Genomic DNA, 26,020 nt, shown 5'->3' with positions numbered 1-26,020 from the left:
AAGTATCTTAAGCCGAGTATGACCTGGGGCATCCTGACCCACATGTGGAAGCTGACCCGCGAACTGCGCGAGGAAGCCCTGCCTCACCTCGAGCGCCTGGGTCTGGCCCCCACCGACCCCTGGCTCCTGGCCGAGATCGAACGGCACCGCTACCCCACCGAGGCCGTGCGGGCCATGCAGATGCCCGCCCCCACGGTGAGCCAGATGCTCCGGCGGCTGGAGCAGGCCGGACTGGTGGTGCGCTCGCTCGACTCCGCCGACCTGCGCCGTTACCGCTTCGAGCTGACCGACCAGGGGCGGGCTTTGCTCGAGGAGAGTCGCCAGCATATCCAGCGCGCCATGGAGCGTCGGCTGGAGCGGCTTTCCCCCAAAGAGTGCCAGCAGTTTGCCCGGTGGCTCGAGGTGCTGGTCAGCGAAGAAGTCCCCAAGGAGCAGCCATGAACGATTTTGTTCAACCCACCGACCCCCGAGCGCCGCAAGCCCAGACCACCCCCCGGGAGACCCGCCTGACCCTGATCGGCATTCTGCTGGGGTTGTTTCTGGCTGCCCTCGACCAGACCATTGTCTCCACCGCCTTGCCCCGCATCATTGCCGACCTCAAGGGCACCGAGCTCTACGCCTGGGTGACCACCGCCTACTTGCTCACGGCCACCTTCTCGGCGCCCATCTTTGGCCGCCTGACCGAACTGTTCAGCCGCAAGGCCATTTTGCTGGTGGCCATCGGTATCTTTCTGGCCGGGTCGGCCCTGAGCGGGCTGGCCCAGAACATGCCCGAGCTGATCTTCTTCCGGGGTATCCAGGGCATTGGGGGAGGGGCGCTTTTTGCCCTGGCCCTCACCACCATTGCAGTGCTCTTTCCCCCGCGTGAGCGGGGCAAGGTGGGTGGCCTGTTTGGGGCCATCTTCGGGGTGAGCAGCGCTTTGGGGCCGTGGCTGGGGGGCCTGTTGACCGACCACCTCTCCTGGCACTGGGTCTTCTACATCAATATGCCGGTGGGGGCCGTGGCCCTGTGGTTCATCCTGCGCTTCATGCCGCGGCTTTCACCCGAGCGGCGCGAACGGTTCGACTTTCTGGGCGCTGGCCTGCTCATTCTCTGGACAGTGCCGCTGATGCTGGCCTTCTCCTGGGGGGGCAGCACCTACCCCTGGCTGAGCGCCCCCATTCTGGGCCTCTTTGCGCTCAGCGCACTGGCCCTGGCCCTGTGGGTCTGGTCGCAGAACCGCGAGCCGCACCCTCTGTTTGACCTTTCCGTTCTGCGCATACGAAGCTTTAGCCTGGCCTCGGCGGCCACCTTCTTCTACGGCCCGGCCTTTCTGGGGGCGGTGGCCTTTCTGCCCCTCTATTTGCAGGTGGTGAAGGGCGTCTCGGCCTCGGCCTCGGGCGTGACGGTGCTGCCCCTGACCCTGGGGGTGGTGCTGGGGGCCAGCGGGAGTGGGGTGCTGTCGGGGCGGCTGGGCCGGTTCAAGCCGCTGCTGCTGGCGGGCACCCTCTGGCTGCTCCTTATCTTTACCGTTCTGCACTTTGTGTTGAGCGTGGATACCCCGCTCTGGCAGGCGGTGCTCTTCTTCTTCCTCCTGGGGCTGGGGTTAGGCCCGGCCCAGTCGTTGCTGCAGATAGCCGCCCAGAACAACGTTCCCCCAGAGCGCATCGGCTCGGCCACGGCTTTCACCCAGCTCATGCGGCAGATTGGCTCCACCATTGGCATTGCCGTGCTGGGCACAGTACTCTCCCATAACCTGACCGCCGAGACCTGCAAGGTTTTCCCCCAGGACGCCGCCTGCAAGCTGGGGGTGGTGGCCTCGAGGTCAAACGAAGGGGGCACGGGCCTGAACCTGGATGAGCAGTTTGCTCGGCTCGAGGCCCAGGTCGTGGCCGCCCTCAAGGGCGATACCCAGGCCTACCAGGCTTTGCTACAAGACCCCCAGGTGCCCCAGGAGGCCAAAAACGGCCTGATCGAGGGCGGCATTCCAGCCCAGTTCAGGCAGCTAGAAGCCCGCCTGGTGGCGGCCCTGCAGGGCGATGAGAAAGCCTACGCGGCCCTGATGGCCGACCCCAATCTGCCCGCAGAGTTCAGGGCCCGGCTGGTCAAAGGCGGCATCCCGGCCCAGTTTCAGGAGCTGGAAAGCCAGCTCGAGGCGGCCCTCAAGGGCAGCATGCCGGCCTATAACGCCCTGATCCGAAACCCTCAGGTGCCCGCCGAGCTCAAGGCCCGGCTGACGCCGGGGGGCATTCCCGCTCAGTTCCGGGCGCTCGAGGCCCAGTTTGCGGCGGCCCTGGAGGGGGATGTGAAGGCTTACACGGCCCTGATCAACAACCCGCAGCTACCTGAGGCGTTCAAGGCCCGCCTGACCAAGGGGGGCATTCCGGCCCTGTTTCAGGAGATCAGGGCCCAGCTTCTGGCGGCCTTGAAGGGCGATGCGCAGGCCTACCAGGCCGTCCAGCAGAACCCCCTGATGCCCGCTGAGTTCAAAGCCCGCATACCCAAAGAGGGGGTGGCCACCCAGGTACAGCCCCAGCTCGAGCAGACCCTGGGCCTGCTGCAAGCGGCTCTGCAGGGAGATGCCCGGGCCGCCCAGGCCCTGCGGCGCACACCCAACCTGGATCCGCGTATCCAGAACCTGCTGGATAACCCACCCCCCGCTAAGGCCCTGCCCGCTGTGCTGGCCCAGGTTAGGGTGGGCCTGGAAGCCCAGTCGCCAAAGATTATCGCTGCGGTCACGCAGCAGGCCAGCGCACAGATTGAGGCGGGCTTGCAGCAAGCCCAGCAACAAGCCTTAGCCCAGGCGCTGGCCGGGGTCAAGGCCGGGCTGGCCCAGGCCCAGCTACAGGCCGAGGCCGCTGCTGTGGCGGCGGTGCGCGAGAACCTGCAAAAGGCCCAGGCCAACGCTCTGGAGAAGGCCCTGCAGGCCACCCGTGACAACCTTGTTGTGGCTGAACAAAAGGCCTTGCAGGAAGTGCCCAAACAGGTGGTGGCTAAGCTCGAGGAGATCAAAAACAAACTTCACGAGGCCCTCAACAACGGCATTACCCGGGCGGAAAAGGAGATTTTCCTATACGCCGCTTTCTTTGTGCTAATCTCCCTGCTTTTCATCCTGCCCCTGCCCAACGAGGAGCTGCGGGGGAGGGGCGGGATGGCCGGAGCGTGAGGTGAGTTTGTCTGCCGAAATGATTTGAGGTGACCAGCCTGGTTCAACAACGGGGCCTTCATGGGAGCGGCCATGTTCGTGACTTGGCAAACCAAAGAGGTCTAAAGCGCCGTATGTTAACTCAAGTTGCCACCTATCCCAACCACGAAGAACAATAAAGGCCACTATGAACTGGACGGTTCTAGTGGCCTATTGCATTGTAGACGATCTGGTGAAGGTTCTGGGACACCGCGATGACCCGCAGAGCAAGACCCCGGCGAGTGTGGTGCTGACGATATGGATACTGGCTGCGCTCGAACACGGGGGGCGGCAGAACAAGGCTCTACAACGATGTCAGGAGCTGGGGTTGTTCAGCTTCGTCCCCTCCCGCAGCCGCTTCAACCGCAGGCTCCATGCGGTGAGCTACCTCATCCCCCTCCTGCTGCCGCTGTTCAAAACCCTGTGGCAGCGGCTGGGTGACATCGAGCACTCCATCCTGGACACCCTGCCCTTGCCGGTGTGCGAGAACATCCGCGCCCCGCGCTGCCGTCTGGCTAAGGGCCTCTGCTACCGCGGCTACACCGCGAGTAAACGGCTCTACTTCCACGGCAGGCTCTTATCATATACACCCCTACCCCGATAACCACCGATACAGGGGCATAGGATTGACGGCGAAGCGACGGAGGTTGCGCAACACAGGGGTGTCGGAAGGAAGCCCAGGAGCAGGTTGCGCAGGGCAGCCAGAGCCTGGGCGCCTTTACGGGTACGACAGGCATCCTCTCCAAGCGCCACATCCCGCTTGTGGTGCAGTCGGTTCTCGATGGCCCAGTGGCCCCGGCTGAGGCGGGCCAGGGTAGCGGCATTGGCCTGCTCTGGCGACAGACTGGTGAGGTAGAGGTCGGTCTCCTGGGAAACAGCACCGCTACGTTTATGCATCTTTAGTCCCGGGAAGGACACTTCCTCCTCCGGCGGCAACTGGGTGGTCCACGGCTACGGGGGGTGCTGTCGGTTATTCCTACCGCCGCGCTGGTGCTCATGGCTGGTGGGGTGGGAGATCTGCTGCGAAAACCGCTACCGCCCCTTCAGAAAGGGGCCTGGCTTTCCACGATATAGGCCTTGTCATTCCGGTATTTTGCTGTCAGAATGACAAGCCGGAGGCAGAAGCGCTCTCTAAGTAAGGGGTGCGCAGAAACTCCGTCCTGCACCGGGGCGTAGCGCAGTCTGGTAGCGCACCTGCTTTGGGAGCAGGGGGTCGCTGGTTCGAATCCAGTCGCCCCGACCACAAGCGCCGCCAAAGCGGTGCGCAGAGTGCCGAGCGCAGGGAGCATCGTTGCCCTCAGCCCTTTGTTCTCCGTCGTGCCGCAGGCGCAATGCGGGAGTAGCTCAGTTGGCAGAGCGTCAGCCTTCCAAGCTGAATGTCGCGGGTTCGAATCCCGTCTCCCGCTCCACCAAACCCCGCCTCGGCGGGGTTTTTCCTCTGGCGAGAGTCTGCTAGACTATCGCGCGGATGCGCCCGTAGCTCAGCCGGATAGAGCAGCCGCCTTCTAAGCGGTAGGTCGGGGGTTCGAGTCCTCCCGGGCGCGCCAGGAACGAGGGCCCTTCCCGCACAGGAAGGGCCTGGCTTTACTTCCACTCACGGATGGGCACCAGTTCGCCCCCCTCGACCACCTTGCGGGTGGGCTTGTAGGCCCGGTTGAACCAGATCTCCAGCGTGGCCCGCTCGAGGCTCTTCGGCCCGATAATGTGCTTGCGCACGTAGTAACCCCCGCCCTCGTCGGCGGAGATTTCGCCACCTTTGGTCAGGCGCAGTTCCACGATCTCCCCGCTCTTGAGCAGCCGCACCCGCACCCACAGCACCCGGTCACCCTCGGGTTTGACGTGCTCGTCCCGTTTGAAAAAGCCGAACATGAACCTAATTTACCGCCATCACGCGGCCACCGGTCAGGGCTACGAGTTGCTGCGGGCTCAGTGCGAAGACGGCGTTGGGGGTGCCCGCCGCGGCCCACACCTGCTCGTATTGCAGCAGGTCGGGGTCGATGAGGGCCTCGAGGGGGGTGGCGTGACCCACCGGGGGCACCCCGCCGATGGCGAAGCCGGTGACCTCGCGCACCCACTCGGGTCTGGCCCGCTCGAGCCGCTCCCCCAGCCTCTCCCCCACCCTGGCCTCGTCGACGCGGTTGGAGCCGCTGACCAAGAGCAGGTAGGGCCGGCCCGACTCCGCCCCGCGGAAGATGAGGGACTTGACAATCTGGCCCACACTACAGCCCACCGCCTCGGCGGCTTCCTGGGCGGTGCGGGTAGAGGCGGGCATCTCGACGACCCGGAGTTCACCAAAACCCCGCTCGTGCAGGGCGTCCTGGACCTTCTGGGCGCTCGAGCTGAGCATGTGAGCTCCTCAGCGGGCTGCCAGGTCGGCCAGCAGGCCCGACAGCAGCGCGATACGGCGGGGGATCTCGGGGATGACGACGTGCTCGGTGAGCTGGTGGGCATCCGCGCCAAAAAGGCCCAGGCCGTCAAGGGTGGGCACACCTAATGCGGCAGTGAAGTTGCCGTCGGAGCCGCCCCCCACGCGGCCCGCGCCTAGCTCGAGGCCCAGCGAGGCCCCGATGCGCCTGGCCCGCTCGAAGAGCTCCATCGAGGCCGGGCTCGGCTCCATGGGCGGGCGGTTGAGGCCACCGCTCAAGCTCAGCCGCGCACCGGGCAGGACGGGCTCGAGGGCTTTGAAGGCGACCTCGAGGCGCTCGTACTCGGCCATAGTCCACACCCGGAAGTCCACCGTCACCGAGGCCTCGGCGGCCACCACGTTGACGGCAGTGCCGCCTCGAAGCTTGTTGGGGCCAAGGGTAGTACCCTTTTCCCACTCCTGCAGAGCTACGATCTTGAGAATCTGGTGGGCCAGCTCCACTACCGCGTTGACGCCTTTCTCGGGTTCGACGCCCTGATGGGCGGGCTTGCCGTGGGCGGTGAGGGTGTACATGCCCGTGCCCTTACGCGCGACTTTGAGATCGCCGTTGCCCATGGGGGCCTCGAGCACCAGCACCAGCTCGTTGCGCCGGGCCGCCGCCTCGATGGCCTCGCGCGAAGCCAGCGAGCCCACTTCCTCGTCGGGGGTGAAGAGCAGCTCGAGCCGCGGCAGCCCCAGGCCCATCTCGTCGTTGGCACGCATAGCCCACAGAAGCTGGACGATGTTGCCCTTCATGTCGTAGACGCCGGGACCATAGGCCCGCTCGCCCTCCACCTTCCAAGCGAAGGCTCCACGCGGGTGCACGGTGTCGTAGTGGCAAAGGACGAGCACCCTGGGGCCACCGTGGCCAAACTTCAAGCTCAGGATGGGACCGTTCTTGGTGTCCTCGCGGGTCAGCTCACCGAAGCGACCAAAGCGTGCGTTGAGCCAGGCGGCTACCGCCTCGAGCCCCGGAAGGTCGTGGGAGGGGGATTCGAGGCAGACGATGGCCTCGAGGTCGGCGAGGATGCTGGGCAGGTGGGATTCGAAGTAGGCAAGAGGGGTCACGCAACACATACTAGCGCTCTCGAGGTGCTGAACGCCTAACGCGGGGCGCTGGGCGCGGGTCGTACGTCGTACGCCAAACGCAAAACGCCCTAGACCCCCGGCTACCTACCTACACCCCCACCTTCCACTTTGGCCCCTCCCGTGTGTCCTCCACGGTGAGGCCGAGTTCCGTGAGGCGGTTGCGGATCTGGTCGGAGAGGGCGAAATTGCGCTCGCGGCGGGCTTCCTCGCGGATCTCGAGCAGCAGTTTGATGAGGCCGTCGAGCAATTCGCCACCCAGGCTGGCCTCGAGCACCCGCTTGGGGAACAGGCCCAGCACCCCTTCGCCCAGCCTGCCAAAGACCTCCTCGGCCCGCGCCAGCGTGTCCCGGCCCGGCTTGTCCGGCATGGCCCGGTTGAACTCGGTGACGAACTCGAAGAGCGCGGCGAGGGCCTGGGCAGTGTTGAGGTCGTCGTCAAGGGCGGCGGCGAAGCGGGATTCGAGCGCGTCGATGGCCGCCTCGAGGCCCGCGTGCGTCCCGGCGGGGGCTTCGGCGACCTGGCGGCGGATCTCGCGGTAGGCGTTCAGCAGGCGCATGTAGCCCTGCTTGGCGGCCTCGAGGCCCTCCCAGGTGAAGTCCATCACGCTGCGGTAGTGGCTGCTCAGCAGGTAGAAGCGCACCGTGATGGGCTCGTGTCGGTTGAGCAGGTCGCGCAGCACCACGAAGTTGCCGGTGCTCTTGGCCATCTTCTCGCCGCCCAGCAGCACGTGGTTGTGGTGCATCCAGTAGCGGGCGAAGCGGTAACCGGCTGCCTCGGCCTGGGCGATCTCGGCCTCGTGGTGGGGGAATTGCAAGTCGATGCCGCCGGAGTGGATGTCGAAACCCTCGCCCAGGTACTTCAGGCTCATGGCGCTGCACTCGATGTGCCAGCCGGGGTAGCCCTCGCCCCACGGGCTCTTCCAGCGCATGATGTGCTCGGGGTCGGCGCTTTTCCACAGGGCGAAGTCGCGGGGGTCCTCCTTCTCCTCGCGCACTTCAACCCGCGCTCCGGCCTCCTGCTCCTCGAGCTGGCGGTTGGCGAGCTTGCCGAAGCTGGGCCAGGCCCTCACCCGGAAGTAGACCGAACCGCCCCGCACGTAGGCATAGCCGCGCTCGAGCAGCCGCTGTACGAGGTCGATCTGCTCGGGGATGTGCCCGGCGGCGCGGGGGGCGATGTCGGGGCGGCGCACGTTGAGGTCCTTCATGTCGTCGAAGTAGGCCCACATGTACTTCTCGGCGACCTCCATCGGCTCCAGCCGCTCGAGCTTAGCCCGCTTCTGCACCTTGTCCTCGCCCTCGTCGGCGTCGTCTACGAGGTGCCCTACGTCGGTGATGTTGGAGACGAAACGCACCTTGTAGCCGCTATGCTCCAGCCAACGCCTGAGCACGTCGTAGGTGATGGGGCCGCGGGCGTGGCCCAGGTGGGGGTCGCCGTAGACCGTAGGGCCGCAGAAGTAAATGCCCACGTAGCCGGGCGTGCCGGGCACGAAGAGCTCTTTCTGGCGGGTGAGGGTGTTGTAAATCTGTAGAGGCATTCGATCTCCTTAAATTTTGGCTCGAGCTGGCTGTGGTGGGGATTGAAAACGCCGGGCCTGGGCACGACAGCACCAGACACCCGGCGGCGGGCTCAGCTCAACATCGCACGGCGAAGATCATGGGATGAGTATACCTCGAGCCTGCTCTGCCTCAGGCCATAGCCCGCTCCTTGAGCCCAGCCAGCAGCCCGTCGCAGTTTTCCTTCATCAGCTTGAGCACGAGCTTTTGCAGCAGGCCGCCGAAGATGGGAATGTTGAGCTCGTACTCGAGCTCGAGCCTGACCCTCGTGCCCCCATCGGCCTCCTCGAAGACCCAGGTCCCCTCGTACTTGTCGAAGTCGCCCTCGGGGCTCGTGAAGCGGTTGCGCAGCTCGGCGTCGAACCACTCCTCCTCCTCGATCCAGTGCACCTTCTTGCCCATCGCCACCGCCACCCACTCGCTTTTGGAGCGGTTGCCGTGGTCCTCGAGCACCTGCAAGCTCTGAACGTCCTTGAGGTAGGGCTTGAGCCCCACGAGGTCCTTGGCGCAGGCATAGACGTAGGCGGGCGGCTTGGGGATGAAGATTTCGGATTGGACGTGTGGCATACTGGTTCAGTCTAACGCTAACACCAATGGTCGATAGCCGATAGAAAGGCTTAGAGCTTTTGGCCTGTAGAGCGGGAAAAAGCTTTGAGCACGCTCCACAGGCCCTTCCCAGCTGACGGCTTCTGAGGCCTTCAGGAGGTTCCAGCCATCTACTGGTTGGAAAGGGTGTTGATGATCTGGAACAGCGGCAGGAACATCCCCGCCACGATCAGGCCCACCACGCCGCCCAAGAACACGATCATGATGGGCTCGATGGCGGCGGTGAGGCTGCTTACGGCCTCGTCCACCTCGCGCTCGTAGAAGTCGCCGATCTTCTGCAGCATCACGTCGAGCGCGCCGGTCTCCTCGCCGATGGCGATCATCGAGCCCACCATGGGGGGGAAGACCTGGGGGTAGGCCTGGATCGTCGCATAAACGGGTTCACCGGCCTGAATGGTGGTCTTGGTCTCCTCGAGGATGTCCTCGATGATGGCGTTGCCCGCCGTGCCCTTGGTGATGTCGAGCGATTCGACGATGTTGACGCCGCTGGTGATGAGCAGGCCGAAAGTGCGCGAGAAGCGGGCTAGGGCGCTCTTCTTGTTGAGGTTGCCGAACACCGGCATCCGCAACTTGATGCGGTCGATCACCCGGCGTCCTTGCTCGGTACGGTAGTAAGAGCGGTAGGCGAAAAAGCCCACGATGGCCAGGAGGACGATAAACGGCGTACCCGCGCGCAGGGCATCGGAGATGGCAATCAGGAGGCGCGTCAGCAGGGGCAGTTCCGAACCGAGGCCGGTCAGAATCCCGGCGAACTGGGGAACCACCCCGGTCAGCAGGAAGTAAGTCACGCCGACGGCAAAGACGAAGACGATGGTGGGGTAGGTCAGGGCCGAGCGGATCTTGCCCCGCAGCTCGAGGTCTTTCTCCAGGAAGGTCGCCAGCCGGTCCAGGATCGCGTCGAGGGTGCCCGAGGTCTCCCCGGCCTTGACCAGGTTGACGTACAAGCGCGAGAAGAGCTTGTGCTTGGAAAGCGCGTCGCTGAAGGTGGTCCCGCCTTCTACCTCGGTGCGGATCTCCTTGATGATCTCGCGGAACTTCTTGTTCTCGGTCTGCTTCTCGAGGATGGCCAACGACTGCACGATGGGCAGCCCCGCCGAGAGCATGGTGGCGAGCTGGCGGCTGAAGACCGCGAGGTCCTTGAGGCTGGGACCGCGATCGAGCCCAGGGAGCTTGATCTCCGCCTGCAAACCCCGGCCCTGCTCCTTGATCTCGGCGACGAAAAAGCCCTTGTCACGAAGGGAGCGGGCAGCCGTGCGGATGTCCTCGGCTTCGATCACCGCGGCGATCAGACGTCCCTCACGATCACGAGCTTTGTAGTTGAAGCTAGGCATACTGGTAGTATAGCCAGGGTCGGTGGAAGGAGATGTCCGTTTTCCACCTGGCTCAAGACACCATGAACGCAGCGCAGGCACAGTTACTGGCGGTGCTCTTCGCCGCAGGGCGTCCGGTGGGCCTAGCCGAGCTCTCCTCCCTCGCGCCGGAGGAAAGCATCCTGCGGGAGTTGGCGGGCCTGCAGCACTGGCTCCTTCAGCATCCCATCGGCGTGCAGATCGAGCGGGTGGCGGGGGGGTGGCGGCTGGTGGTTCACCCCAGCTACCTCGATGCCGTCGAGCGGGTCCTGCGGCCTAATCCCCCCCGGCTTTCGCGGGCCGCGCTGGAGGTGCTGGCCATCGTGGCCTACCAGCAACCCATTACCCGCGCCGAACTCGAGGCCGTGCGCGGGCGCAGCGTGGACGGGGTGCTGGAGGGGTTGCTCGAGCGCGAGCTGATCCGGGTGGTGGGCGAGAAGGAGGCCATAGGCCGACCCAAGCTCTACGGCACCACCGAGCGCTTTTTGGAGGTCTTTGGCCTAGAAAGCCTCAAGGAGCTGCCCCCGCTCGAGGAGGGCCCGGTGCTGCTGCTGCGTGGCTGAGCCTTTATCCGCCGATTCTTGATAATATGCCGTGATGCGTTTGCGGGTCGACCTTCAACGAAACAAGGACAGTTATGCCGACCAAATGATCGTAGTCGCGGTTTTTCACGGCAGCGCGATCGGAGCCTTGCTCGGCCAGGGGGCCCGCGAGGTCTGGGTTGCGCCGAGTGTTCGATCGGCTCGGTCACTGGCCCAGCCCGGCGACGTCTTGCTGGGCGAGGAAGAGGGCATCCCCCCCGAGGGCTTCCATCACAGCCTTTCCCTGCGGGACCTGCTCAAGATCGACTTCAGCGACAAGCGGGCCATCGTCTTCGCCTATACCCTCTGCAAAGCCCTGGCCCCCACCGACACGCGGGTAATGCTGGGCTACTTCCGCAACGCCAGAGCGGTAGTGGAAGCCAACCTCCACGCCCGCGAGGAAGTAGCGCTGGTGTGTGCCTCCGACGCAAGCGGAGAACCCAGCCTGGGGAACATCCTGGCGGCGGGGTTTCTGGCTAGGCGCATCCAGCAACTCGCCAAGGCGGAGCGCCTCGAGGGCGCGCTGCTGGCCTCGAGCCTGCTCAAGGCCTTCCCCGACCCCCAGGAGGGGCTTTTCACCAGCGCCGCCGGGCAGCGACTCTACCGCATGGGCCGCAGCGAGGACCTGGCCCTGGCCAGTCTGATCGGCGTGGAAGACGTGATCCCCGAGCTCAAGGAGGTACGGGTGCTCGAGGCGAAAGAGCATGGTCTGAGCAAAGACCGTCCGGTCTATCGCTTTGGTCGCCGGGAGGAATGATGCCAAGGGTGGAGATCCTCGGCCTCCCGGTGGACCTGGTGAGCCTCGAGCAGGCCGTAGAGCGCATCGGGGAGATGCTGGAGTCGCCTGGAACCCATCAGGTCATCACCCTCAACCCCGAGTACGTGGTGCGGGCTCAGGGCGACCCCCAGCTCGTGCAGGCTGCACGGGAGAGCGAGCTGGTTACGGCGGACGGGGTGGGCATCGTGTGGGCGGTGCGCCAGCTGACCAAGCAGCAGCTGCCAGAGCGCGTCACCGGAGCCGATCTGGTCCCGGCCCTGCTCGAGCGCTTCGGCCCCAGATTGCGGGTCTTCTTCCTGGGGGCCAGACCCGGCGTGGCCCAGAAAGCCGCCGAGAACACCATGGCCCGCTGGGGAATCCAGGTGGTGGGGGTGCAGGACGGCTACTTCAAGGACGAAGCCCCGGTGATCGAGGCGATCGCCCAGGCCCGGCCCGACCTGCTGCTGGTGGGCATGGGCGAGCGCCAGGATTTGTTCATCCACCGCAACAAGGCCCGACTGGGCGCCAGAGTGGCTATCGGCATCGGTGGGATGCTGGACGTGCTCTCGGGCGAGGTCAGGCGCGTACACCCGCTATTCCAACGGCTGGGCCTGGAGTGGCTGGTGCGCATCGCAGGCGACCGCAAGCGCTGGGGACGCTTTCCCCGGCTCATCCAGTTCGTGCGGCTGGTGCGGGCGGCGAAGAGGGCTCATGGCTAATCCTGCGGTACCGGCTGGGCTTTCACCAGCGCGTAAGCATAACCGTCGGTGAGGGCCTTGAGCGAGGCCTCGAGGCTGTTGCGGCTGGCACCCACCGTAGTCCAGCGCTCGCCGGCGCGGTGCATCTCGATCATGACCCGCACCCCGCTCGAGGTGCCGCTCTCCTGCCCGCTGAGGATGCGCATCTTGTAGTCGGAGAGCTCGATCTCGCCGATCTCGGGGTAGAAGGCCTGCACCGCCTTGCGGAAGGCTACGTCCAGCGCCGAGACCGGGCCGAACTTGCTCTCTCCCGCCGTGTGCTGCACGCTCTCCCCCACCTTCACCCGCACCGTGGCCTCGGCCCAGGTGGGGGTGTCGGGCCGGTCGTCGTTGGCGTGCATGAAGACGCTGAAACCCATGAGCTCGAAGGGGAGCTTCCCGCCGCGCAGCCGGTGGGCCAGCAGGTAGAAGCTCGCCTCGGCGCCCTCGAAGGAGTAACCGGCGTGCTCGAGCTGCTTGACCTCCTCCAAGAGCGCCCCCGCCGTCTCCTTGGGCACCTGAACCCCGGCCTCGGCCAGCTTGGCCAGCAGGTTGCTTCGGCCCGAGAGGTCGGAGACCAGCACCCGTCTTGTGTTTCCCACCGCCTCGGGGGGCACGTGCTCGTAGGTGCGCGGGTTCTTGAGCACCGCCGAGACGTGGATGCCGCCCTTGTGGGCAAAAGCCGCGTCGCCCACGTAAGGCGCCCGCAGATTGGGCGTGAGGTTGGCCCGCTCGTCCACGTAGTGCGAGACCTCGCGCAGTTCCGAGAGCTTCTCCCGGCTGATGCCCTCTAGCTCGAGCCCGTACTTGAGGATGAGGTTGGGAATGGTGCTGGTGAGGTTGAGGTTGCCGCAGCGCTCCCCATAGCCGTTGATGGTGCCCTGCACGTGGGTCGCCCCCGCCCGCACGGCGGCCAAGGCGTTGGCAACGGCCAGCTCCCCGTCGTTGTGGGGGTGGATGCCGATGCGAAGGCCTGGGAAGGCCTCAACGACAATACGGGTGATCTCGGCAACCTCCTCGGGGAGGCTGCCGCCGTTGGTGTCGCACAGGCACAGCGTGTCGGCCCCGCCCCTCACGGCGGCCTCGAGCGTCGCGAGGGCGTAGCCCCGGTTGGCCTTGAAGCCGTCGAAGAAGTGCTCGGCGTCGTGGATGACCCGCCGACCCTGGCTCACCAGGTAGCGGTAGGTCTCCTCGATCATGCGCAGGTTCTCCTCCAGGCTCACCTCGAGCGCCTCGGTGACGTGAAAGTCCCAGGACTTGGCGACCACCGTGACCACCGGGGTGTGGGCTCCCAGCATGGCCTGCACCGAAGCGTCGTCCTGTGGCCTCAGCCCCTTGCGCCGGGTCGAACCGAAGGCCACCAGCCGGGTCTGGCCCAGGTCCACGCCCTTCATGCGGGCGAAGAACTCGGCGTCCTTGGGGTTCGACCCCGGCCAGCCGCCCTCGATGAGGGGCACGCCAAAGGCCGCCAGCCGCCGGGCGATGGCCACCTTGTCGTCGCTGGAGAGGCTTACAGCCTGCCCCTGGGTGCCGTCTCGTAGTGTGGTGTCCAGAATTTCGATCACGCCTCACTCCCCCTCAGGTCGCGCCAGCCGTACGCCCACTCCACCAGCTTCTTCCCCCCGACCTCGATCTCCCTCTCGCGCACCCTCACCCCGCCCATGTGCTCGTAAAAGTTCGTGGTCGGGTTCTCGGCCAGCACCCACAGCAGCGTGGAGGAATGGCCCCCCTGGGCCATCTCCTCCATGAAGCGCCGGAAGAGCTGCCCCCCGGTTCCCTTTCCCTGGTGTGCCCGCAGGAGATAGATGGCCCACAGCTCGCAGGAAAACTCCCCATCAGGCTCTTGCGGCGGGCCACCGGCCACGAAGCCCACGACCCCGTGTTCGGGGTCTTCCGCCACGAACAGCACGCCCTTCCAGCCGGGGTGCTCGAGCCCGCTGCGCCACATCTGCTCGCGCCGCTCGTAGGAGAGCGAGGCCAGGAAGTCGTCGGGGACCAGACCTGAGTAGGTCTCGCGCCAGGAGTCCACGTGGACGCGGGCGACGGCGGGGGCGTCGTCGGGGCGGGCCGGGCGGATGGTCACGGGTATACCTGGGTGTGGTGCCATACGGTGGGAAAGGGTTCGTAAAAGTGGTGGAGCAGCTTTTTCCAGTCCTGATACCGCGGCGACTGCCGGAAGCCGACGGTGTGGGCCTCGAGCGTGTCCCACTCCACGAGCAGCAGGTAGAGGCTGGGGTCCTCGAGGGTGCGGTGCAGCCGGTGCCAGCGGTAGCCGGAGGTCGAGGCGATCAGGGCCGACGCCCGGGCGAAAGCGGCTTCGAACTCCGGCTCCTGGCCGGGCTTGACGCTGAGGTAGGCGGACTCGAGGACCATCACCGCTCCTGCCCACGGCTATCGGCTATCAGCTATCAGCTATCGGCCATCGGCGAATTCTGAAAGAAGCCTTCAGCGCACGATGCCCTTGATCTGCACCTCGTCCAGGCTCGGCGGGTGCTTGGCCGCCTGCCCGGCCACCAGCTTGTTGGCCGCGTCGAGGTAGGCGCGGGCCGAAGCCTCGATGATGTCGGGCGAGATGCCGTGGCCGGTGGCGAGGACTTCGCCCAGCTTGAGCTTGACCGTGACCTCGCCCAGCGCCTCGGTGGTGCCGGTGACGGCCTCCACGCGGTAGAGCTCGAGTTCGGGCTGAATCTCGATGGCCTCGGAAAGCGCCTTGTAAACCGCGTCTACTGGCCCGTCCCCAATCGCCGTGGTGGTCACCTCGCCCTTGGGGGTCTTCAGGCGCACGGTGGCCGTGGGGAGCATGCCGTAACCAGAGAAGAACTGAAGCTGCTCGATGGCAAAGAGATGCGCGGTGGGCGCGGTCTCGCTCTCGACCAAAGCCCGCAGTTCCTCGGTAGAGATGGGGCCCTTGCGGTCTACGATCTCGCGGAAGCGCTGGAAGACGGTCTGCATCTGGCTTTCGTCGAGTTCATAGCCCAGGTCGTGCAGGGCCTTCTTGACCGCGGCCCGGCCCGAGTGCTTGCCCAGCACCAGCACGGCGGCCTCGCGGCCCACCAGCTCGGCGTTCATGATCTCGTAGGTCTCTTTGTTCTTGATCACCCCGTCCTGGTGGATGCCCGACTCGTGGGCGAAGGCGTTGTCGCCCACGATGGCCTTGTTGGGCTGCACCACCATGCCGGTGTAACGCTCGACCATGCGGCTGATGCGGTAGATCTCGCGGGTGTTGATCTGGGTCTCGGCCTGGTAGTGGTCGCGGCGGGTGTAGATCGCCATCACCACTTCCTCCAAAGCGGTGTTCCCCGCACGCTCCCCGATGCCGTTGATGGTGCACTCGATCTGGGTTGCGCCGTTCTCCACCGCCGCCAGGCTGTTGGCGGTGGCCATGCCCAAGTCGTCGTGGCAGTGGGCGGAGATGTGCACGTCGCGCCCGCGCACCACCTCGTCGTGGATGCGCTTGATGAGGGCGCCGTACTCCAGCGGCGTGCCGTAGCCGGTGGTGTCGGGGATGTTGATGGTGGTGGCCCCGGCGGCAATCGCCGTGTCGTAGAGACGCAGCACGAAGTCGAAGTCGGCCCGCATGACGTCCTGGGCGCTGAACTCTACGTCATCGGTGAAGGTGCGGGCGTAGCGCACCATCTCATCGGTGAGCTCTATGATCTGCTCAGGGGTCTTCTTGAGCATGTACTCCAGGTGCACCCGGCTGGCGCTGGTGAAGACGTGGATGCGCCGCTTCTCGGCGGACTCGAGGGCGGCGGCGGCCCGCTCGATGTCGAGCTTGTGGGTGCGGGCCAGGGCGCAGATCACCGGCCCCTGCACCTCGCGGGCGATGCGAGAGACGCACTCGAACTCGCTGGCCCCGTTCACCGGGAAGCCCGCTTCGATGATGTCGACGTTAAGGCGGGCCAGGGCGTGGGCGATCTCGAGCTTCTGCTGCAGCGAAAGAGCTACGCCAGGGGATTGTTCCCCGTCCCGAAGCGTGGTGTCGAAGATTCGGATGTGCCGCATAAAAATCTCCGGTTTCCGTCGAGGGTCAGGGGCTCAGGGTCTAGGGCTCAGAATGGCCCTCGACTCTCGACCCCTGACCCCCGACAAATTCACTGGGCTACCTCTTCCTTGCTGAAGCGCGACTTGAGGAAGGGCATCATGGCCCTGAGCTTAGGGCCGACAACCTCGATGGGGTGGTTCTTCCAGTAGTTGCGGTTGGCGTTGAGCACGGGCTGGCCGGCCTGGTTCTCCAGCATCCACTCTCGCGCGAACTCGCCCTGCTGGATCTGGCGCAGCACCTCGCGCATGCGGGCCTTGGTCTCTTCGCGGTTGATCACCATCGGGCCGCGGGTGTAGTCGCCGTACTCGGCGGTGTTGGAGATGGAGTAGCGCATCCCGGCGAAGCCCGACTCGTAGATCAGGTCCACGATGAGCTTGACCTCGTGCAGGCACTCGAAGTAGGCCATCTCGGGCGGGTATCCCGCTTCCACCAGCGTCTCGAAGCCCGCGGCGATGAGCTGGGTCAAGCCGCCGCACAGCACGGTCTGCTCGCCGAAGAGGTCGGTCTCGGTCTCGTCCTTGAAGGTCGTCTGGATGGTCCCCGCGCGGGTGCCGCCGTTGGCCTTGGCGTAGGCCAGCGCGGTGGGCAGGGCCGAGCCGGAGGCGTCTTGGTAGACGGCGACCAGGCTGGGCACGCCTGAGCCCTTCTCGTACTCGCTACGCACGAGGTGGCCGGGGCCCTTGGGGGCCACCATCCACACGTCGAGATCGGGCCGGGGCTTGATCTGGCCGAAGTGGATGTTGAAGCCGTGGGCGAAGGCCAATGCTGCGCCCTCCTTGAGGCCCGGCTCGATCTCCTCGCGGTAGACCTTGCCCTGGGTTTCGTCGGGCAGCAGGACCATCACCACGTCGGCCTTCCGCACCGCTTCGGCTACAGGGAGCACCTCGAGCCCCGCCCCCCTGGCCTTGGCCTCGTTGCGGCTGCCGGGCCGCAGGCCCACGACTACCTTGATGCCGGAGTCGCGCAGGTTTAGCGCGTGGGCGTGGCCCTGCGAGCCGAAGCCCAGGATGGCCACGGTCTTGTCCTTGATGAAGCCGATGTCTGCGTCGGAATCGTAATAGATCTTCATGTGCTTGCTCCCTTTCGTATACCGCTGCGTCTTTGCAATGAAAAGGCAGACCCAGAGGCCTGCCCTACACCGCCGGTTTCTTCTCGCGTACCTTCAAGACCTGCTCGCCGCGCGAGAGCGCGACCGCGCCGGTACGCATGACCTCCAGGAGGCCATAAGGCCGCATGGCCTCGATGAAGTTGTGCACCTTGCTCGAGTCGCCGGTGAGCTCGAAGATGATGGACTTTCGCGCCACGTCCACGATGCGGGCGCGGAAAGCCTCGGCGATATCCTTGATCTCCAGCCGCTCCTCCATGCCCGGCACCGCCACCTTGACCAGCGCCAGCTCGCGCTCGACGTGGGGCTCAGAGTGGTCGGTGACCTTGATGACCTCGATCAGGCGGTTGAGCTGCTTCTCGACCTGCTCGAGCACCCGGTCGTCGCCCGTCACCACCAGCGAGATGCGCGAAAGCCCCTCCTGGTGGGTGCGGCCCACCGCCAGCGACTCGATGTTGAAGCCCCGGCGGGCGATCAGGCCTGCGATGCGTTGCAGGACGCCGGGCTTGTCTTGGACCAAAACGGAAACCACGTGTCGCATGAATTCTCCTGTCTACCGGTCAATCACCGGCCTCCACCGCCTCGCGCGGGTTCTCGATGATCATGTCCTCGGCGGCCCCACCCGAAGGAATCATGGGGAACACGCCTTCCTCGTGGTGCACGCGGCAGTCGAGCAGCACCGGGCCCTCGTGCTCCAGCACCTCCTTCACCGTCTCGGCCAGCTTGCCCCTGTCGCTGAGGGTGAGCCCCTTGATGCCATAGGCCTCGGCCAGCTTGGCGAAGTCGGGGTTGGAGTCGGCGAGGTAGACCTCGCTGTAGCGCCTGGCGTGGAAGAGGTCCTGCCATTGCCGCACCATGCCCAAAAACCCGTTGTTGAGGATGACGATCTTGACGGGGAGGTTGTACTTCTTCACCGTCGCCAGCTCCTGCAAGGTCATCTGGAAGGAGCCGTCGCCGTCGAAGTCGATGACGGTCTCGCCGGGCCTCGCCAGCGCCGCGCCGATGGCGAAGGGCAGACCCACCCCCATCGTGCCCAGCCCGCCGGAGTTGATCCAGGAGCGGGGCTTGTCGAACTTGAAGAACTGCGCGGTGAACATCTGGTGCTGCCCCACCCCCGACGTCACGATGGCCTTGCCCCCGGTGGCCTCCCAGAAGGCGTGGATGACCTCCTGGCTTTGCAGGTAGGGCTTGGAGTTCCAGCCAAAGGGGTGCTTGGTGCGCCACTCGTCCACCTGCTGCCACCACTCGGCGATGGAGAGCTTCCTGGCTCCCTTGGCCAGCTCAGCGGCCACCCACTTGGCGTCGCCTACCACCGGGATGGCGGTGCTCACCAGCTTGCCGATCTCAGCGGGGTCGATATCGACGTGGATGATGGTGTGGGCGTTGGGAGCAAAGCGCGAAACCTTGCCGGTCACGCGGTCGTCGAAGCGCAGGCCGATGGCCAGGATGGTATCGGCGTTGTGAATGGCCCAGTTGGCCGCCACCGAGCCGTGCATGCCGGGCATCCCCAGAAACTGCCGGTGGGTGCCGGGAAAGGCCCCCAGCCCCATCAACGTGGGGATCACCGGGATGCCCGACTTCTCGGCGAACTCGATGACTTCAGCCGAGGCGTGCTGGGCCCCGCCGCCCACCATCAGGACGGGTTTTTTGGCTTTCGCGAGCGCCTCGAGGGCCCGCTCGATCTGGCGGGGATGCCCCTTGAAGGTAGGCTTGTAGCCGGGAAGGTCGATCTCGACGTCGAAGCTGCCGCTGAAGGGCGCGAGTTGCACGTCCTTGGGGACGTCAACGAGCACCGGCCCAGGGCGGCCTGTGGAGGCGATGTAGAAGGCCTCGGCGATGACGCGAGGGATGTCGCGCACGTCGCGGATCTGGAAGTTGTGCTTGGTGACGGGCTGGGTGATGCCGCACACGTCGGCCTCCTGGAAGGCATCGGTGCCGATGAGCGCCTGCGGCACGTTGCCCGTGATGGCTACCACGGCGGTGGAGTCCATTAGGGCGTCCTGCAGCCCGGTGACCAGGTTCAGCGCCCCCGGCCCCGAGGTCGCCATCACCACGCCCACCTTGCCGCTGGCGCGGGCGTAGGCGGTAGCGGCGTGGACCCCGCCCTGCTCGTGCCGCACCAGGATGTGCCGGATGGGAGAATCGTAGAGGGCATCGTAGGTGGGCATGATGGTGCCCCCTGGATGCCCGAAGATGATGTTCACCCCTTGTTTTTCCAACGCTTTGAGGATTGCCGCCGCTCCGTTCATACCCACTCCCCTTCAAAAAAAACTTCCCCCGGCTGGTATCCGGGGGTTTGCGATGCGCTCGTAGGTCGTATAGCTACACCCTATCCCCCGTAGACCCGATAATTACTAGGCCTACTACGACTAGGGTTAGGGTGAGGCTCTCAGGCATCTCGTCTGTGAGTCTAAGGGGCTTTGGTATACCGTGTCAACCACCTGGCTCGAGACCGGCGCGGCTTCCACGCCGCAGGAGCCGCTACAACGCCACCACCGAGCGGCTTTTGGAGGACTCGTAAGCCGCCAGGGCCACCCGCAGCGCCTGGAAGCCGTCGTTCCAGGTCACGCTGGGTTGCCGGCGCTCGCGGATGCTGGCGATGAACTCCTCGAGCATGGCCCGGTTAGGGTCGGAGCCGAAGCCCACCCAGCTCACCGGGCGCGGTCCATGGCGCGCGTAGAGCGTGAGGTGCTGGGCGAAAGCGTCCAGCACCACCGCGCCCCCCTCCCCCACCACCTCCATCTTGAGGTGGCCCCAGCGCGGATACCAGGTAGGGCGGCTCCAGCTACAGTCAATGCTGGCCTGAACCCCGTTGGAAAGCGACACCAGCAGGAGCCCAGCGGTGTCCACGTCCACCTCGCCAGGGTAGAAGAGGTTGTCCAGCTCGGCGTAGACCCCGGTGATCTCGGCGTCGAAGTACCAGCGCAGCAGGTCGGCCAGGTGGACGATGTGGTCCATCGCTGCGCCCCCTCCGGCCAGTTCCCTCTCGGCGAACCAGGCCCGGTGAGCCCTGGGGATCTCGCTGTGGTTGACGCCGTTGACCCCCAGGACGCGGCCTAAGCGGCCCTCCTGGATAGCCCTACGCACCGCCTGCACCGAGGGAGCGAAGCGCATGGGGAAAGCGGTCATGAAGCGAACCCCGTTGGCTTCGCAGGCGGCCTGCATGGCCAAGGCGTCGGCGAGATCGGTCTCGATGGGCTTCTCGCACAGGATGTGGCACCCGGCCTGGGCGGCTAGCTCAACGAGCTCAAGGTGGCGCGCGTTCTCCGAGCACACGATCACCCCGTCCAGCCCCTCGGCCAGCAGGTCCTGGTGGCGGGGAAAGCACTTCAGGCCGTATTCGTGGGCGAAGTGCTTGGCTTCCTCCGCGTTTTCGTGAGAAAAACCGACCAGTTCGACCCCCGGCATGTTTTTGAGGTGGGCCTGATAGCCTTCGGCGTGCAGGTGAGCGAAACTCAAGATGCCAATGCGCATGTCGTCCTCACAGCGAGACGGGCTTTCCGGTGGCGATGGATTCCCTGGCGGCCAGGGCCAGGCGCAGGGCCTCGAGGCCGTCCTGAGCGCTCACCTCGAAGGGCGCGCCGGTCTGGATGCAGCGGTAAGCGTGCTGGAGCTCGAGGGCGTAGGGGTCTTCGGCCAGCCCCGCCACCGGCAAGCCCACTGAGGCTGCCTCACCTGGCCTGTGCAGCACAAAGCTTCGCACGGGGCCATGCTCGTCGGAACTCCACTCAATGAGGCCGTCCGTGCCCGCGAGGTCGAGCGCGGTGCGGAACACCCCCGGCGGGTAGGCCCATCCCCCTTCGATGAGCGCCATCGGCCCCGACTTGAAGCGCAGGATGACCTGAGCGTATCGCCCCACGCCGTCGGCGCTGCGGGAGAGCCGGGCGAAGACCCGCTCGACCTCGCCACCCAGCCAGCGGGCGTAGTCGAAGTCGTGGATCATCAGGTCCACCACCATCCCGCCCGAGCGCGCTTCGTCGAAGTACCAGTTGTCGTCGGATTTTTGGGGCGGATACGAGACCCGTTTGAGCCGCATCACCCCCAGCTTCCCGATCTGGCCCTTGGTCACCAGCTCACGCGCCAGGCGGTACTGGGGAAAAAAGCGCACCACCATGGCCACGAAAAAGCGCACCCCGGCCCGCTCGCAGGCCTCGATCATCTCCTGGCCGTCTCGCACGCTCAGGGCGATGGGCTTCTCACAGATCACGTGCTTCCCGGCCCCAGCCGCCTGCAACACCATGGCCTTGTGCAGGTGGGTGGGCACGCAGATGTCCACGATGTCCACGGCCTTTAGCAGCTCACCATAGCTCGGATACACCTCGAAGCCGAACCGCTCGGCCAGCCGGGCGGCTTGCTCGAGATGGGCCGAAGTGCAGCCCACCAGCTCGGCCCCCGTGCTGCGCCAGCCCGCCGCGTGAACCTCGGCCATCACCCCGCTTCCCACGATTCCTACGCGCATTGAACCTCCCTTCACTTCACCGCCCCCGAGGTGATGCCCCGGATCAGTTGCTGCGAGAAGACGAAGTACAGCAGCACCGCCGGCACGATGGCCAGGGTTAAAGCCGCCAGCACCGCGTTGTAGTCGTTGACGAACTGGCCCAAAAACACGCTGGCCCCCAGCACCACGGTCTTGGTGGCCTCGCCAGGAGCGAGGATGAGCGGGAACCACAGGTCGTTCCAGATGGGGATCATCGAGATGGCCAGCACCGAGCCGATGGCCGGACGAATCAGGGGCAGGGTGAGCCAGTAGATGCGGTATTCGCTGGCCCCGTCAATGCGGGCAGCGTCTTTGAGGTCCTTGGGCAACTGGCGCATGAACGACGAGAGCACGAACACCGCCAGCGGGATGCCCTGGGCGGTGTAAACCAGGATCAGGATCCACAGGGTATTGACCAGCTCGAGGTCCTTGGCCAGTTGCAAGATGCCCACGGTGCCCAGGCGGATGGGCACCATGATCCCGATGGACAAGTACAAGCCGATGAGGTTGTTGAGGCGGAAGCTGTATTCTGCCAGAGCGAAGGCAGCCATCGAGCTCAGCAAAATCATCAGCGCCAGAGCCCCCACCGTGACGATGAGGCTGTTGAGGAAGTAGGCAGGGAAGTTGGCGGTGGATTGCAGGGTGCGGAAGCCCTCGAGGGTAAAGGTCTGGGCGTTGGGCAGAGCGTAGGGCGCGCTGAAGATCGTCAGCCGGTCCTTGAAGGCGTTGAGGATGACCAGCAGCACTGGAAACAGCGCCAGCAGCGAGTAGACGACTAGGGCGAGGTGCACGCCCAGCACTCCCAGCCAGTTGCGGGTCATGCAAGCCTCCTGGGCACTTGGCTCATGGCGCTTCTCCTAAAACTGGATGTTCTGCAATCGGCGCTGCCAGGCGAAGAGGTAGACCAGCACGCCACTGAGGATGATCAGGAGCATCACCCCGGCCACCGTGGCTCCCATGTAGGGGTCGCCAGGCTGGAGCTGGTAGCCGAAGAAAGTGCGGAAGAAGAAGGTTCCCAGGATGTCGCTGGCGAAGTTGGGTCCGGCCAAGGCACCTTGGGTGGCGTAGATCAGGTCGAAGGCGTTGAAGTTGCCCACGAAGGTCAGCACCGCCACGATGCCCGCCGTGGGCAGGATCAGCGGGAGCTGAATGCGCCAGAACACCGTCCACGCCCCCGCCCCGTCCACCCGCGCCGCCTCGATGAGCTCGTCGGGGATGCGGATGAGCGCCGCCAGGAAGAGCATCATGGGGATGCCGATGTTTTGCCATACGGAAATCAGTGAAAGGGTGGGCAAGGCGGTGGACTCGAGGCCCAGCCAGGGCTGGTTGAGGTGGCCCAATCCGAGGAGGTCGAGAATGCCCTGCGAGATGCCCCAGGCCGGGTTGAGGATGAGCTTCCAGGCGAAGCCGACGATCACCACCGACAGGATGGTGGGTGTGAAGATGACGGTGCGGTAGAGCCAGGCCCCGCGAATCCTCGAGGCCAGCAGCACCGCCAGGAACAGGCCCACGGGGTTCTGGATGAGCATGTGGTAAGCAAAGAACTCCACATTGTTCCAGAAGGCGTTCCAGAAGGGCTGGGCCCAGTTTTCGCTGGTGAACAGGGCCAGGTAGTTTTGCAGGCCGACGAACACCTCCACGCCGCTTTGGGTCTTGTTTTGCAGCGAAAGGGCCAGCGATCCGACCAGCGGGTAGACCATGAACAGCGTGTAGACGAAGACTGCCGGGGCGAGAAAGACCACGATGTGCCAGGGGAAGGGTCTGCGCTTCATGGGGATGGAGCCCTTTGAGCACTGCGGGGGCGCAAAAGCCCGCGCCCCCGCCTGAACTGCCGGGCTACTTGCCCTTTTGTGGCCCGTACCAGGAGGCCAGCCGCGACTGCACGTAGTCGGCAGCCTGCTTGGGGGTCATGGTGCCGTTGAGAACCTGCGCCGAGGCGTTCCACAGATCGTTCTCGTTGTTGGGGTTGGGGTTGCGGGAGAGGATCTGGTAGGCCGTGCGGAAGGAAGCCTGGCATTGCTTGCGCCAGTTCAGGAACTCCTGTGCTACGGGGTCGGAGACGGTGTAGCTCACGTTGGCCAGGGGGAAGAAGCCGGGCAGGGCGTTGGCGTAGAGCTGGGCGAACTCGTCAGAGGCCACCCAGGAGAGGAAGGTGCGGGCAGCTTCCTTGTTCTTGCTGGCCGAGTTCAGGCCGATGGCAATGTCGGGGTGGTCGTTGATGACGCATTGGCTGGCCCCCAGGTTGGGGAAGGTGTAAGGCTTGAAGGCGCCGAGCTCGAGCCGGGGGTTCATCTGGCGGAAGACGCCGATGTCCCACGAACCGGCGGGGTAGATCGCCCCGCGCCCCTGGGCGAAGAGGTTCTGCGCGTCGGGGTAGGCCAGGGCCTGGTAGCCCCTGGGCAGGAAGGGTCGCCACTTGGCCAGCGCTTCGAAGGCTTGCAGGAAGCCGCCCTTGTTGTACTGCTGGGTCCCATTGATCAGACCCTTGCGCCCGGCCTCCCCTTTCCAGAGGGTAGGGCCGATGTTCTGATAGCCCATGGTGGCCGACTCCCATTGGTCCTTGGTGCCCATGACCAGCGGGCTGTACTTGCCGCTTTGCTGGATGCGCTGGAGCACCTGCAGGAACTGAGCCTCAGTGGTGGGCACCTGCAGGCCCAGCTCGCGGAAGATGGCCCGGTTGTAGAGGAAGCCGTGGATCACCGAGGCCATGGGCACGCAGAAGGTGGTCTTGCCGTCGTCGGTGCTCCAGGCGGCTTTGGCCACCTCGGAGAAGTTGCTCATGCCCGGCAGGTCGTTGAGGCTGTCGAGTTGCTTGGCGTTGAAGAGCTCGAGGCTCTTGTCGAAGGGGCGGCAGGTGATGAGGTCTCCGGCGGTCCCGGCCTTGAGCTTGGTATCGAGCACCGCGTTGTACTCGGTGGGCGCGGTGGGCGCGAAGACCACCTCGATGTTGGGGTATTTCTTCATGAAGGCGGGCAGAATGGTCTCCTGCCAAATCTTCAGGTCGTCGTTGCGCCAGCTCTCGATGGTCAGCCGCACCTTGCCCTGAGCCAGGGCAGAGCCCATGGTTCCAATCGCCAGAAATGCCAAAACCAGCCACTTACGCATACTTCACCTCCGAAGCAGACTCCAGGGCCGATGCCAGCCAGCCTCGCCTGCCACACCCGCACGACAGCCTTGGACATGGGTGGCTCCTCCTGAAATATGGCTCTACCCAAGAAGCTAGTGCTTGAAGTAAAGTTTTGTCAAGAGGAGTCAACATAGATAAAACGTTACGCCTTGCCGAGCACCTCCAGAATCAAGCTTGGCCCGCGTGAGCCTCCAGCACCACCCTGGGCTCGAGCTACCCCTTGAAGCGATGGGTCCGGGGATGCCCCCCAGGTCGTCGCGGCTGACCTTCAGTCGCTTGGAGATAGCCAGGCTGAGATCTACGTAGACGCACTCGATGCGGTACTCGGCCCGCTCGGGGGTGAGGCCCAGGCGGTAGGCCGGGGCCCGGTTTTCGCGGATTTGCCCCCGCAAGGCCCAGATCACACGGGAGTAACTGATGGCCGGAGCGCGGTACGCCCCCACGCGGGGATTGAACTCGAAGGGCGGGGGTGGCGCACCCGAAAAACCCTCGAGCAGCAAGGTTCCCCGATCGAAGCGCAGTACCGCCATGGGCCACACCATAGCCCCCGATCTGCTAAGAAATAAATTTATAGCTTACGATCAGCATATAACAGAATGGTTTCGGAAAAAGCCCCGGTGTGACCCCGCGTTACCTCCAGCCCACGCCCCGCCCCTCGAGTCAGTAACGTTGGGGACAAGGTTTTGAACCGAGAGCATCCGTGCGACCTGCTACCCTTGACCCGAGGAGGTGGTTCATGCGCAGAAATACCCATATCGATAAACACGTGCGAACCGTCTACTCGGTGTTTGCCACGGGCACGCTCCTGTGGTTCGTGGGGGTGGTCGGTCTGCTGCTCACCCTTCAGGGCGGAACAGACACGGTGCGGCTGATAGCCGGAGTCGTCATGTTCGCCGGGCAGATCGTCGCGGCAGTGGCGGTCATCCTCAAGCAGTTCCCCCCCAAGGAGGGCCGCTCGAGCCAACAGCAACAGCCCCCACACCTAGCTGCCGAGCAGTAGCCGGGCGAACACCGTAGACAGGGCGC

The 26,020-nt window shown here is 65.2% G+C and carries 25 protein-coding genes, 3 tRNA genes and 1 pseudogene; 10 read left to right on the top strand and 19 right to left on the bottom strand.

Features of this window, described 5'->3' with window-relative positions; all coding sequences use genetic code 11:
• Positions 1–18: 18 nt before the first annotated feature.
• From Mrose_RS01320 to Mrose_RS01290, 6 genes and pseudogenes are all read left to right on the top strand, one after another.
• Positions 19–441: a MarR family winged helix-turn-helix transcriptional regulator gene (locus Mrose_RS01320; RefSeq protein WP_119275625.1), complete on the top strand. Its 423-nt coding sequence runs from the start codon at positions 19–21 to the stop codon at positions 439–441.
• On the top strand, positions 438–3,146 hold the full coding sequence (locus tag Mrose_RS01315; protein WP_119275624.1) for an MDR family MFS transporter: 2,709 nt from the start codon (positions 438–440) through the stop codon (positions 3,144–3,146). The genes Mrose_RS01320 and Mrose_RS01315 overlap by 4 nt, the downstream gene beginning before the upstream one ends.
• Positions 3,147–3,312: 166 nt before the next feature.
• Positions 3,313–3,735, top strand: a pseudogene (locus Mrose_RS01310) (transposase family protein); the annotation flags it as partial.
• A 595-nt stretch (positions 3,736–4,330) separates the two neighbouring features.
• Positions 4,331–4,407 (top strand) — tRNA-Pro (locus tag Mrose_RS01300).
• A gap of 90 nt (positions 4,408–4,497) precedes the next feature.
• Positions 4,498–4,573: transfer RNA gene (locus Mrose_RS01295), tRNA-Gly, on the top strand.
• A gap of 61 nt (positions 4,574–4,634) precedes the next feature.
• Positions 4,635–4,711: transfer RNA gene (locus Mrose_RS01290), tRNA-Arg, on the top strand.
• A 37-nt stretch (positions 4,712–4,748) separates the two neighbouring features.
• Here Mrose_RS01290 and Mrose_RS01285 read toward each other — a convergent pair.
• From Mrose_RS01285 to pilC, 6 genes are all read right to left on the bottom strand, one after another.
• Entirely contained in the window at positions 4,749–5,033 is a 285-nt protein-coding gene (locus tag Mrose_RS01285) for a hypothetical protein (RefSeq protein WP_119275622.1), read from the bottom strand.
• A 4-nt stretch (positions 5,034–5,037) separates the two neighbouring features.
• Complete coding sequence (locus tag Mrose_RS01280) at positions 5,038–5,511, bottom strand: YbaK/EbsC family protein (RefSeq protein ID WP_119275621.1); 474 nt, start codon at positions 5,509–5,511, stop codon at positions 5,038–5,040.
• A gap of 9 nt (positions 5,512–5,520) precedes the next feature.
• Positions 5,521–6,636 (bottom strand): M20 family metallopeptidase, encoded by a 1,116-nt coding sequence (locus Mrose_RS01275; RefSeq protein ID WP_119275620.1) that lies wholly within the window; start codon positions 6,634–6,636, stop codon positions 5,521–5,523.
• 109 nt (positions 6,637–6,745) lie between these two features.
• Entirely contained in the window at positions 6,746–8,191 is a 1,446-nt protein-coding gene (cysS, locus tag Mrose_RS01270; RefSeq protein WP_119275619.1) for a cysteine--tRNA ligase, read from the bottom strand.
• Between the two features lie 151 nt (positions 8,192–8,342).
• Positions 8,343–8,777: a type II toxin-antitoxin system RatA family toxin gene (locus tag Mrose_RS01265; protein ID WP_119275618.1), complete on the bottom strand. Its 435-nt coding sequence runs from the start codon at positions 8,775–8,777 to the stop codon at positions 8,343–8,345.
• 149 nt (positions 8,778–8,926) lie between these two features.
• Positions 8,927–10,147, bottom strand: coding sequence for a type IV pilus assembly protein PilC (gene pilC, locus Mrose_RS01260; protein WP_119275617.1), 1,221 nt, complete (start codon positions 10,145–10,147; stop codon positions 8,927–8,929).
• A gap of 62 nt (positions 10,148–10,209) precedes the next feature.
• Here pilC and scpB point away from each other — a divergent pair, with 62 nt between their 5' ends.
• Genes scpB through Mrose_RS01245 form a run of 3 tightly spaced genes read left to right on the top strand, consistent with a single transcriptional unit; the run spans position 10,210 to position 12,222 of the window.
• The gene (gene scpB / locus Mrose_RS01255; protein WP_119275661.1) at positions 10,210–10,728 is read left to right on the top strand and encodes an SMC-Scp complex subunit ScpB; all 519 of its coding nucleotides are present in this window, start codon (positions 10,210–10,212) and stop codon (positions 10,726–10,728) included.
• A 34-nt stretch (positions 10,729–10,762) separates the two neighbouring features.
• Complete coding sequence (locus Mrose_RS01250; protein WP_119275616.1) at positions 10,763–11,503, top strand: 2-phosphosulfolactate phosphatase; 741 nt, start codon at positions 10,763–10,765, stop codon at positions 11,501–11,503.
• On the top strand, positions 11,503–12,222 hold the full coding sequence (locus tag Mrose_RS01245; protein WP_119275615.1) for a WecB/TagA/CpsF family glycosyltransferase: 720 nt from the start codon (positions 11,503–11,505) through the stop codon (positions 12,220–12,222). The genes Mrose_RS01250 and Mrose_RS01245 overlap by 1 nt, the downstream gene beginning before the upstream one ends.
• On the opposite strand, the gene cimA is transcribed toward Mrose_RS01245, so the two are convergent.
• From cimA to Mrose_RS01180, 13 genes are all read right to left on the bottom strand, one after another.
• Positions 12,219–13,805 carry a citramalate synthase gene (gene cimA / locus Mrose_RS01240; RefSeq protein WP_119275614.1) on the bottom strand — a complete coding sequence of 529 codons (1,587 nt, stop codon included), beginning with the start codon at positions 13,803–13,805 and terminating at the stop codon, positions 12,219–12,221. The genes Mrose_RS01245 and cimA overlap by 4 nt on opposite strands.
• Entirely contained in the window at positions 13,802–14,347 is a 546-nt protein-coding gene (locus tag Mrose_RS01235; protein ID WP_119275613.1) for a GNAT family N-acetyltransferase, read from the bottom strand. Before Mrose_RS01235 ends, cimA begins: the two co-directional genes overlap by 4 nt.
• A complete protein-coding gene (locus Mrose_RS01230; RefSeq protein ID WP_027892711.1) occupies positions 14,320–14,613 on the bottom strand; it encodes an antibiotic biosynthesis monooxygenase family protein in 294 nt (97 codons plus the stop codon). Before Mrose_RS01230 ends, Mrose_RS01235 begins: the two co-directional genes overlap by 28 nt.
• A gap of 72 nt (positions 14,614–14,685) precedes the next feature.
• Positions 14,686–16,245, bottom strand: a complete 1,560-nt coding sequence (locus Mrose_RS01225; RefSeq protein ID WP_119275612.1) for a 2-isopropylmalate synthase — start codon at positions 16,243–16,245, stop codon at positions 14,686–14,688.
• An 89-nt stretch (positions 16,246–16,334) separates the two neighbouring features.
• Positions 16,335–17,354, bottom strand: a complete 1,020-nt coding sequence (ilvC, locus tag Mrose_RS01220) for a ketol-acid reductoisomerase (RefSeq protein WP_119275611.1) — start codon at positions 17,352–17,354, stop codon at positions 16,335–16,337.
• Positions 17,355–17,418: 64 nt separating this feature from the next.
• Positions 17,419–17,931, bottom strand: a complete 513-nt coding sequence (gene ilvN / locus Mrose_RS01215; protein ID WP_119275610.1) for an acetolactate synthase small subunit — start codon at positions 17,929–17,931, stop codon at positions 17,419–17,421.
• Between the two features lie 19 nt (positions 17,932–17,950).
• Positions 17,951–19,639 carry a biosynthetic-type acetolactate synthase large subunit gene (gene ilvB, locus Mrose_RS01210; protein WP_119275609.1) on the bottom strand — a complete coding sequence of 563 codons (1,689 nt, stop codon included), beginning with the start codon at positions 19,637–19,639 and terminating at the stop codon, positions 17,951–17,953.
• Positions 19,640–19,871: 232 nt separating this feature from the next.
• On the bottom strand, positions 19,872–20,864 hold the full coding sequence (locus tag Mrose_RS01205; protein ID WP_119275608.1) for a Gfo/Idh/MocA family protein: 993 nt from the start codon (positions 20,862–20,864) through the stop codon (positions 19,872–19,874).
• A gap of 7 nt (positions 20,865–20,871) precedes the next feature.
• On the bottom strand, positions 20,872–21,849 hold the full coding sequence (locus Mrose_RS01200) for a Gfo/Idh/MocA family protein (RefSeq protein WP_119275607.1): 978 nt from the start codon (positions 21,847–21,849) through the stop codon (positions 20,872–20,874).
• A gap of 11 nt (positions 21,850–21,860) precedes the next feature.
• Entirely contained in the window at positions 21,861–22,688 is an 828-nt protein-coding gene (locus Mrose_RS01195) for a carbohydrate ABC transporter permease (protein WP_119275606.1), read from the bottom strand.
• A gap of 36 nt (positions 22,689–22,724) precedes the next feature.
• A complete protein-coding gene (locus Mrose_RS01190; protein WP_119275605.1) occupies positions 22,725–23,639 on the bottom strand; it encodes a carbohydrate ABC transporter permease in 915 nt (304 codons plus the stop codon).
• Between the two features lie 64 nt (positions 23,640–23,703).
• Positions 23,704–24,972, bottom strand: coding sequence for an ABC transporter substrate-binding protein (locus Mrose_RS01185; RefSeq protein ID WP_119275604.1), 1,269 nt, complete (start codon positions 24,970–24,972; stop codon positions 23,704–23,706).
• 147 nt (positions 24,973–25,119) lie between these two features.
• Complete coding sequence (locus Mrose_RS01180) at positions 25,120–25,524, bottom strand: hypothetical protein (RefSeq protein ID WP_147371543.1); 405 nt, start codon at positions 25,522–25,524, stop codon at positions 25,120–25,122.
• A 206-nt stretch (positions 25,525–25,730) separates the two neighbouring features.
• Here Mrose_RS01180 and Mrose_RS01175 point away from each other — a divergent pair, with 206 nt between their 5' ends.
• The gene (locus Mrose_RS01175; protein ID WP_119275602.1) at positions 25,731–25,994 is read left to right on the top strand and encodes a hypothetical protein; all 264 of its coding nucleotides are present in this window, start codon (positions 25,731–25,733) and stop codon (positions 25,992–25,994) included.
• The last annotated feature ends 26 nt before the right edge of the window (positions 25,995–26,020 follow it).

It is taken from the genome of Calidithermus roseus, from assembly GCF_003574095.1.
Lineage (GTDB): Bacteria > Deinococcota > Deinococci > Deinococcales > Thermaceae > Calidithermus > Calidithermus roseus.
Note: the sequence above shows the minus strand (reverse complement) of the source record. Positions and strands in the feature narration are given on the sequence as shown.

Coding starts and splice junctions, on each gene's coding strand:
- Mrose_RS01265 (WP_119275618.1), bottom strand. CDS start 8,777: ATGCCACACGTCCAATCCGAAATCTTCATCCCCAAGCCGCCCGCCTAC.
- Mrose_RS01200 (WP_119275607.1), bottom strand. CDS start 21,849: ATGCGCGTAGGAATCGTGGGAAGCGGGGTGATGGCCGAGGTTCACGCG.
- pilC (WP_119275617.1), bottom strand. CDS start 10,147: ATGCCTAGCTTCAACTACAAAGCTCGTGATCGTGAGGGACGTCTGATC.
- scpB (WP_119275661.1), top strand. CDS start 10,210: ATGAACGCAGCGCAGGCACAGTTACTGGCGGTGCTCTTCGCCGCAGGG.
- Mrose_RS01315 (WP_119275624.1), top strand. CDS start 438: ATGAACGATTTTGTTCAACCCACCGACCCCCGAGCGCCGCAAGCCCAG.
- ilvB (WP_119275609.1), bottom strand. CDS start 19,639: ATGAACGGAGCGGCGGCAATCCTCAAAGCGTTGGAAAAACAAGGGGTG.
- ilvC (WP_119275611.1), bottom strand. CDS start 17,354: ATGAAGATCTATTACGATTCCGACGCAGACATCGGCTTCATCAAGGAC.
- Mrose_RS01235 (WP_119275613.1), bottom strand. CDS start 14,347: ATGGCACCACACCCAGGTATACCCGTGACCATCCGCCCGGCCCGCCCC.
- ilvN (WP_119275610.1), bottom strand. CDS start 17,931: ATGCGACACGTGGTTTCCGTTTTGGTCCAAGACAAGCCCGGCGTCCTG.
- Mrose_RS01250 (WP_119275616.1), top strand. CDS start 10,763: ATGCGTTTGCGGGTCGACCTTCAACGAAACAAGGACAGTTATGCCGAC.
- cysS (WP_119275619.1), bottom strand. CDS start 8,191: ATGCCTCTACAGATTTACAACACCCTCACCCGCCAGAAAGAGCTCTTC.
- Mrose_RS01245 (WP_119275615.1), top strand. CDS start 11,503: ATGCCAAGGGTGGAGATCCTCGGCCTCCCGGTGGACCTGGTGAGCCTC.
- Mrose_RS01285 (WP_119275622.1), bottom strand. CDS start 5,033: ATGTTCGGCTTTTTCAAACGGGACGAGCACGTCAAACCCGAGGGTGAC.
- Mrose_RS01180 (WP_147371543.1), bottom strand. CDS start 25,524: ATGGCGGTACTGCGCTTCGATCGGGGAACCTTGCTGCTCGAGGGTTTT.
- Mrose_RS01230 (WP_027892711.1), bottom strand. CDS start 14,613: ATGGTCCTCGAGTCCGCCTACCTCAGCGTCAAGCCCGGCCAGGAGCCG.
- Mrose_RS01225 (WP_119275612.1), bottom strand. CDS start 16,245: ATGCGGCACATCCGAATCTTCGACACCACGCTTCGGGACGGGGAACAA.
- Mrose_RS01185 (WP_119275604.1), bottom strand. CDS start 24,972: ATGCGTAAGTGGCTGGTTTTGGCATTTCTGGCGATTGGAACCATGGGC.
- Mrose_RS01195 (WP_119275606.1), bottom strand. CDS start 22,688: ATGACCCGCAACTGGCTGGGAGTGCTGGGCGTGCACCTCGCCCTAGTC.
- Mrose_RS01175 (WP_119275602.1), top strand. CDS start 25,731: ATGCGCAGAAATACCCATATCGATAAACACGTGCGAACCGTCTACTCG.
- Mrose_RS01205 (WP_119275608.1), bottom strand. CDS start 20,864: ATGCGCATTGGCATCTTGAGTTTCGCTCACCTGCACGCCGAAGGCTAT.
- Mrose_RS01320 (WP_119275625.1), top strand. CDS start 19: ATGACCTGGGGCATCCTGACCCACATGTGGAAGCTGACCCGCGAACTG.
- Mrose_RS01280 (WP_119275621.1), bottom strand. CDS start 5,511: ATGCTCAGCTCGAGCGCCCAGAAGGTCCAGGACGCCCTGCACGAGCGG.
- Mrose_RS01190 (WP_119275605.1), bottom strand. CDS start 23,639: ATGAAGCGCAGACCCTTCCCCTGGCACATCGTGGTCTTTCTCGCCCCG.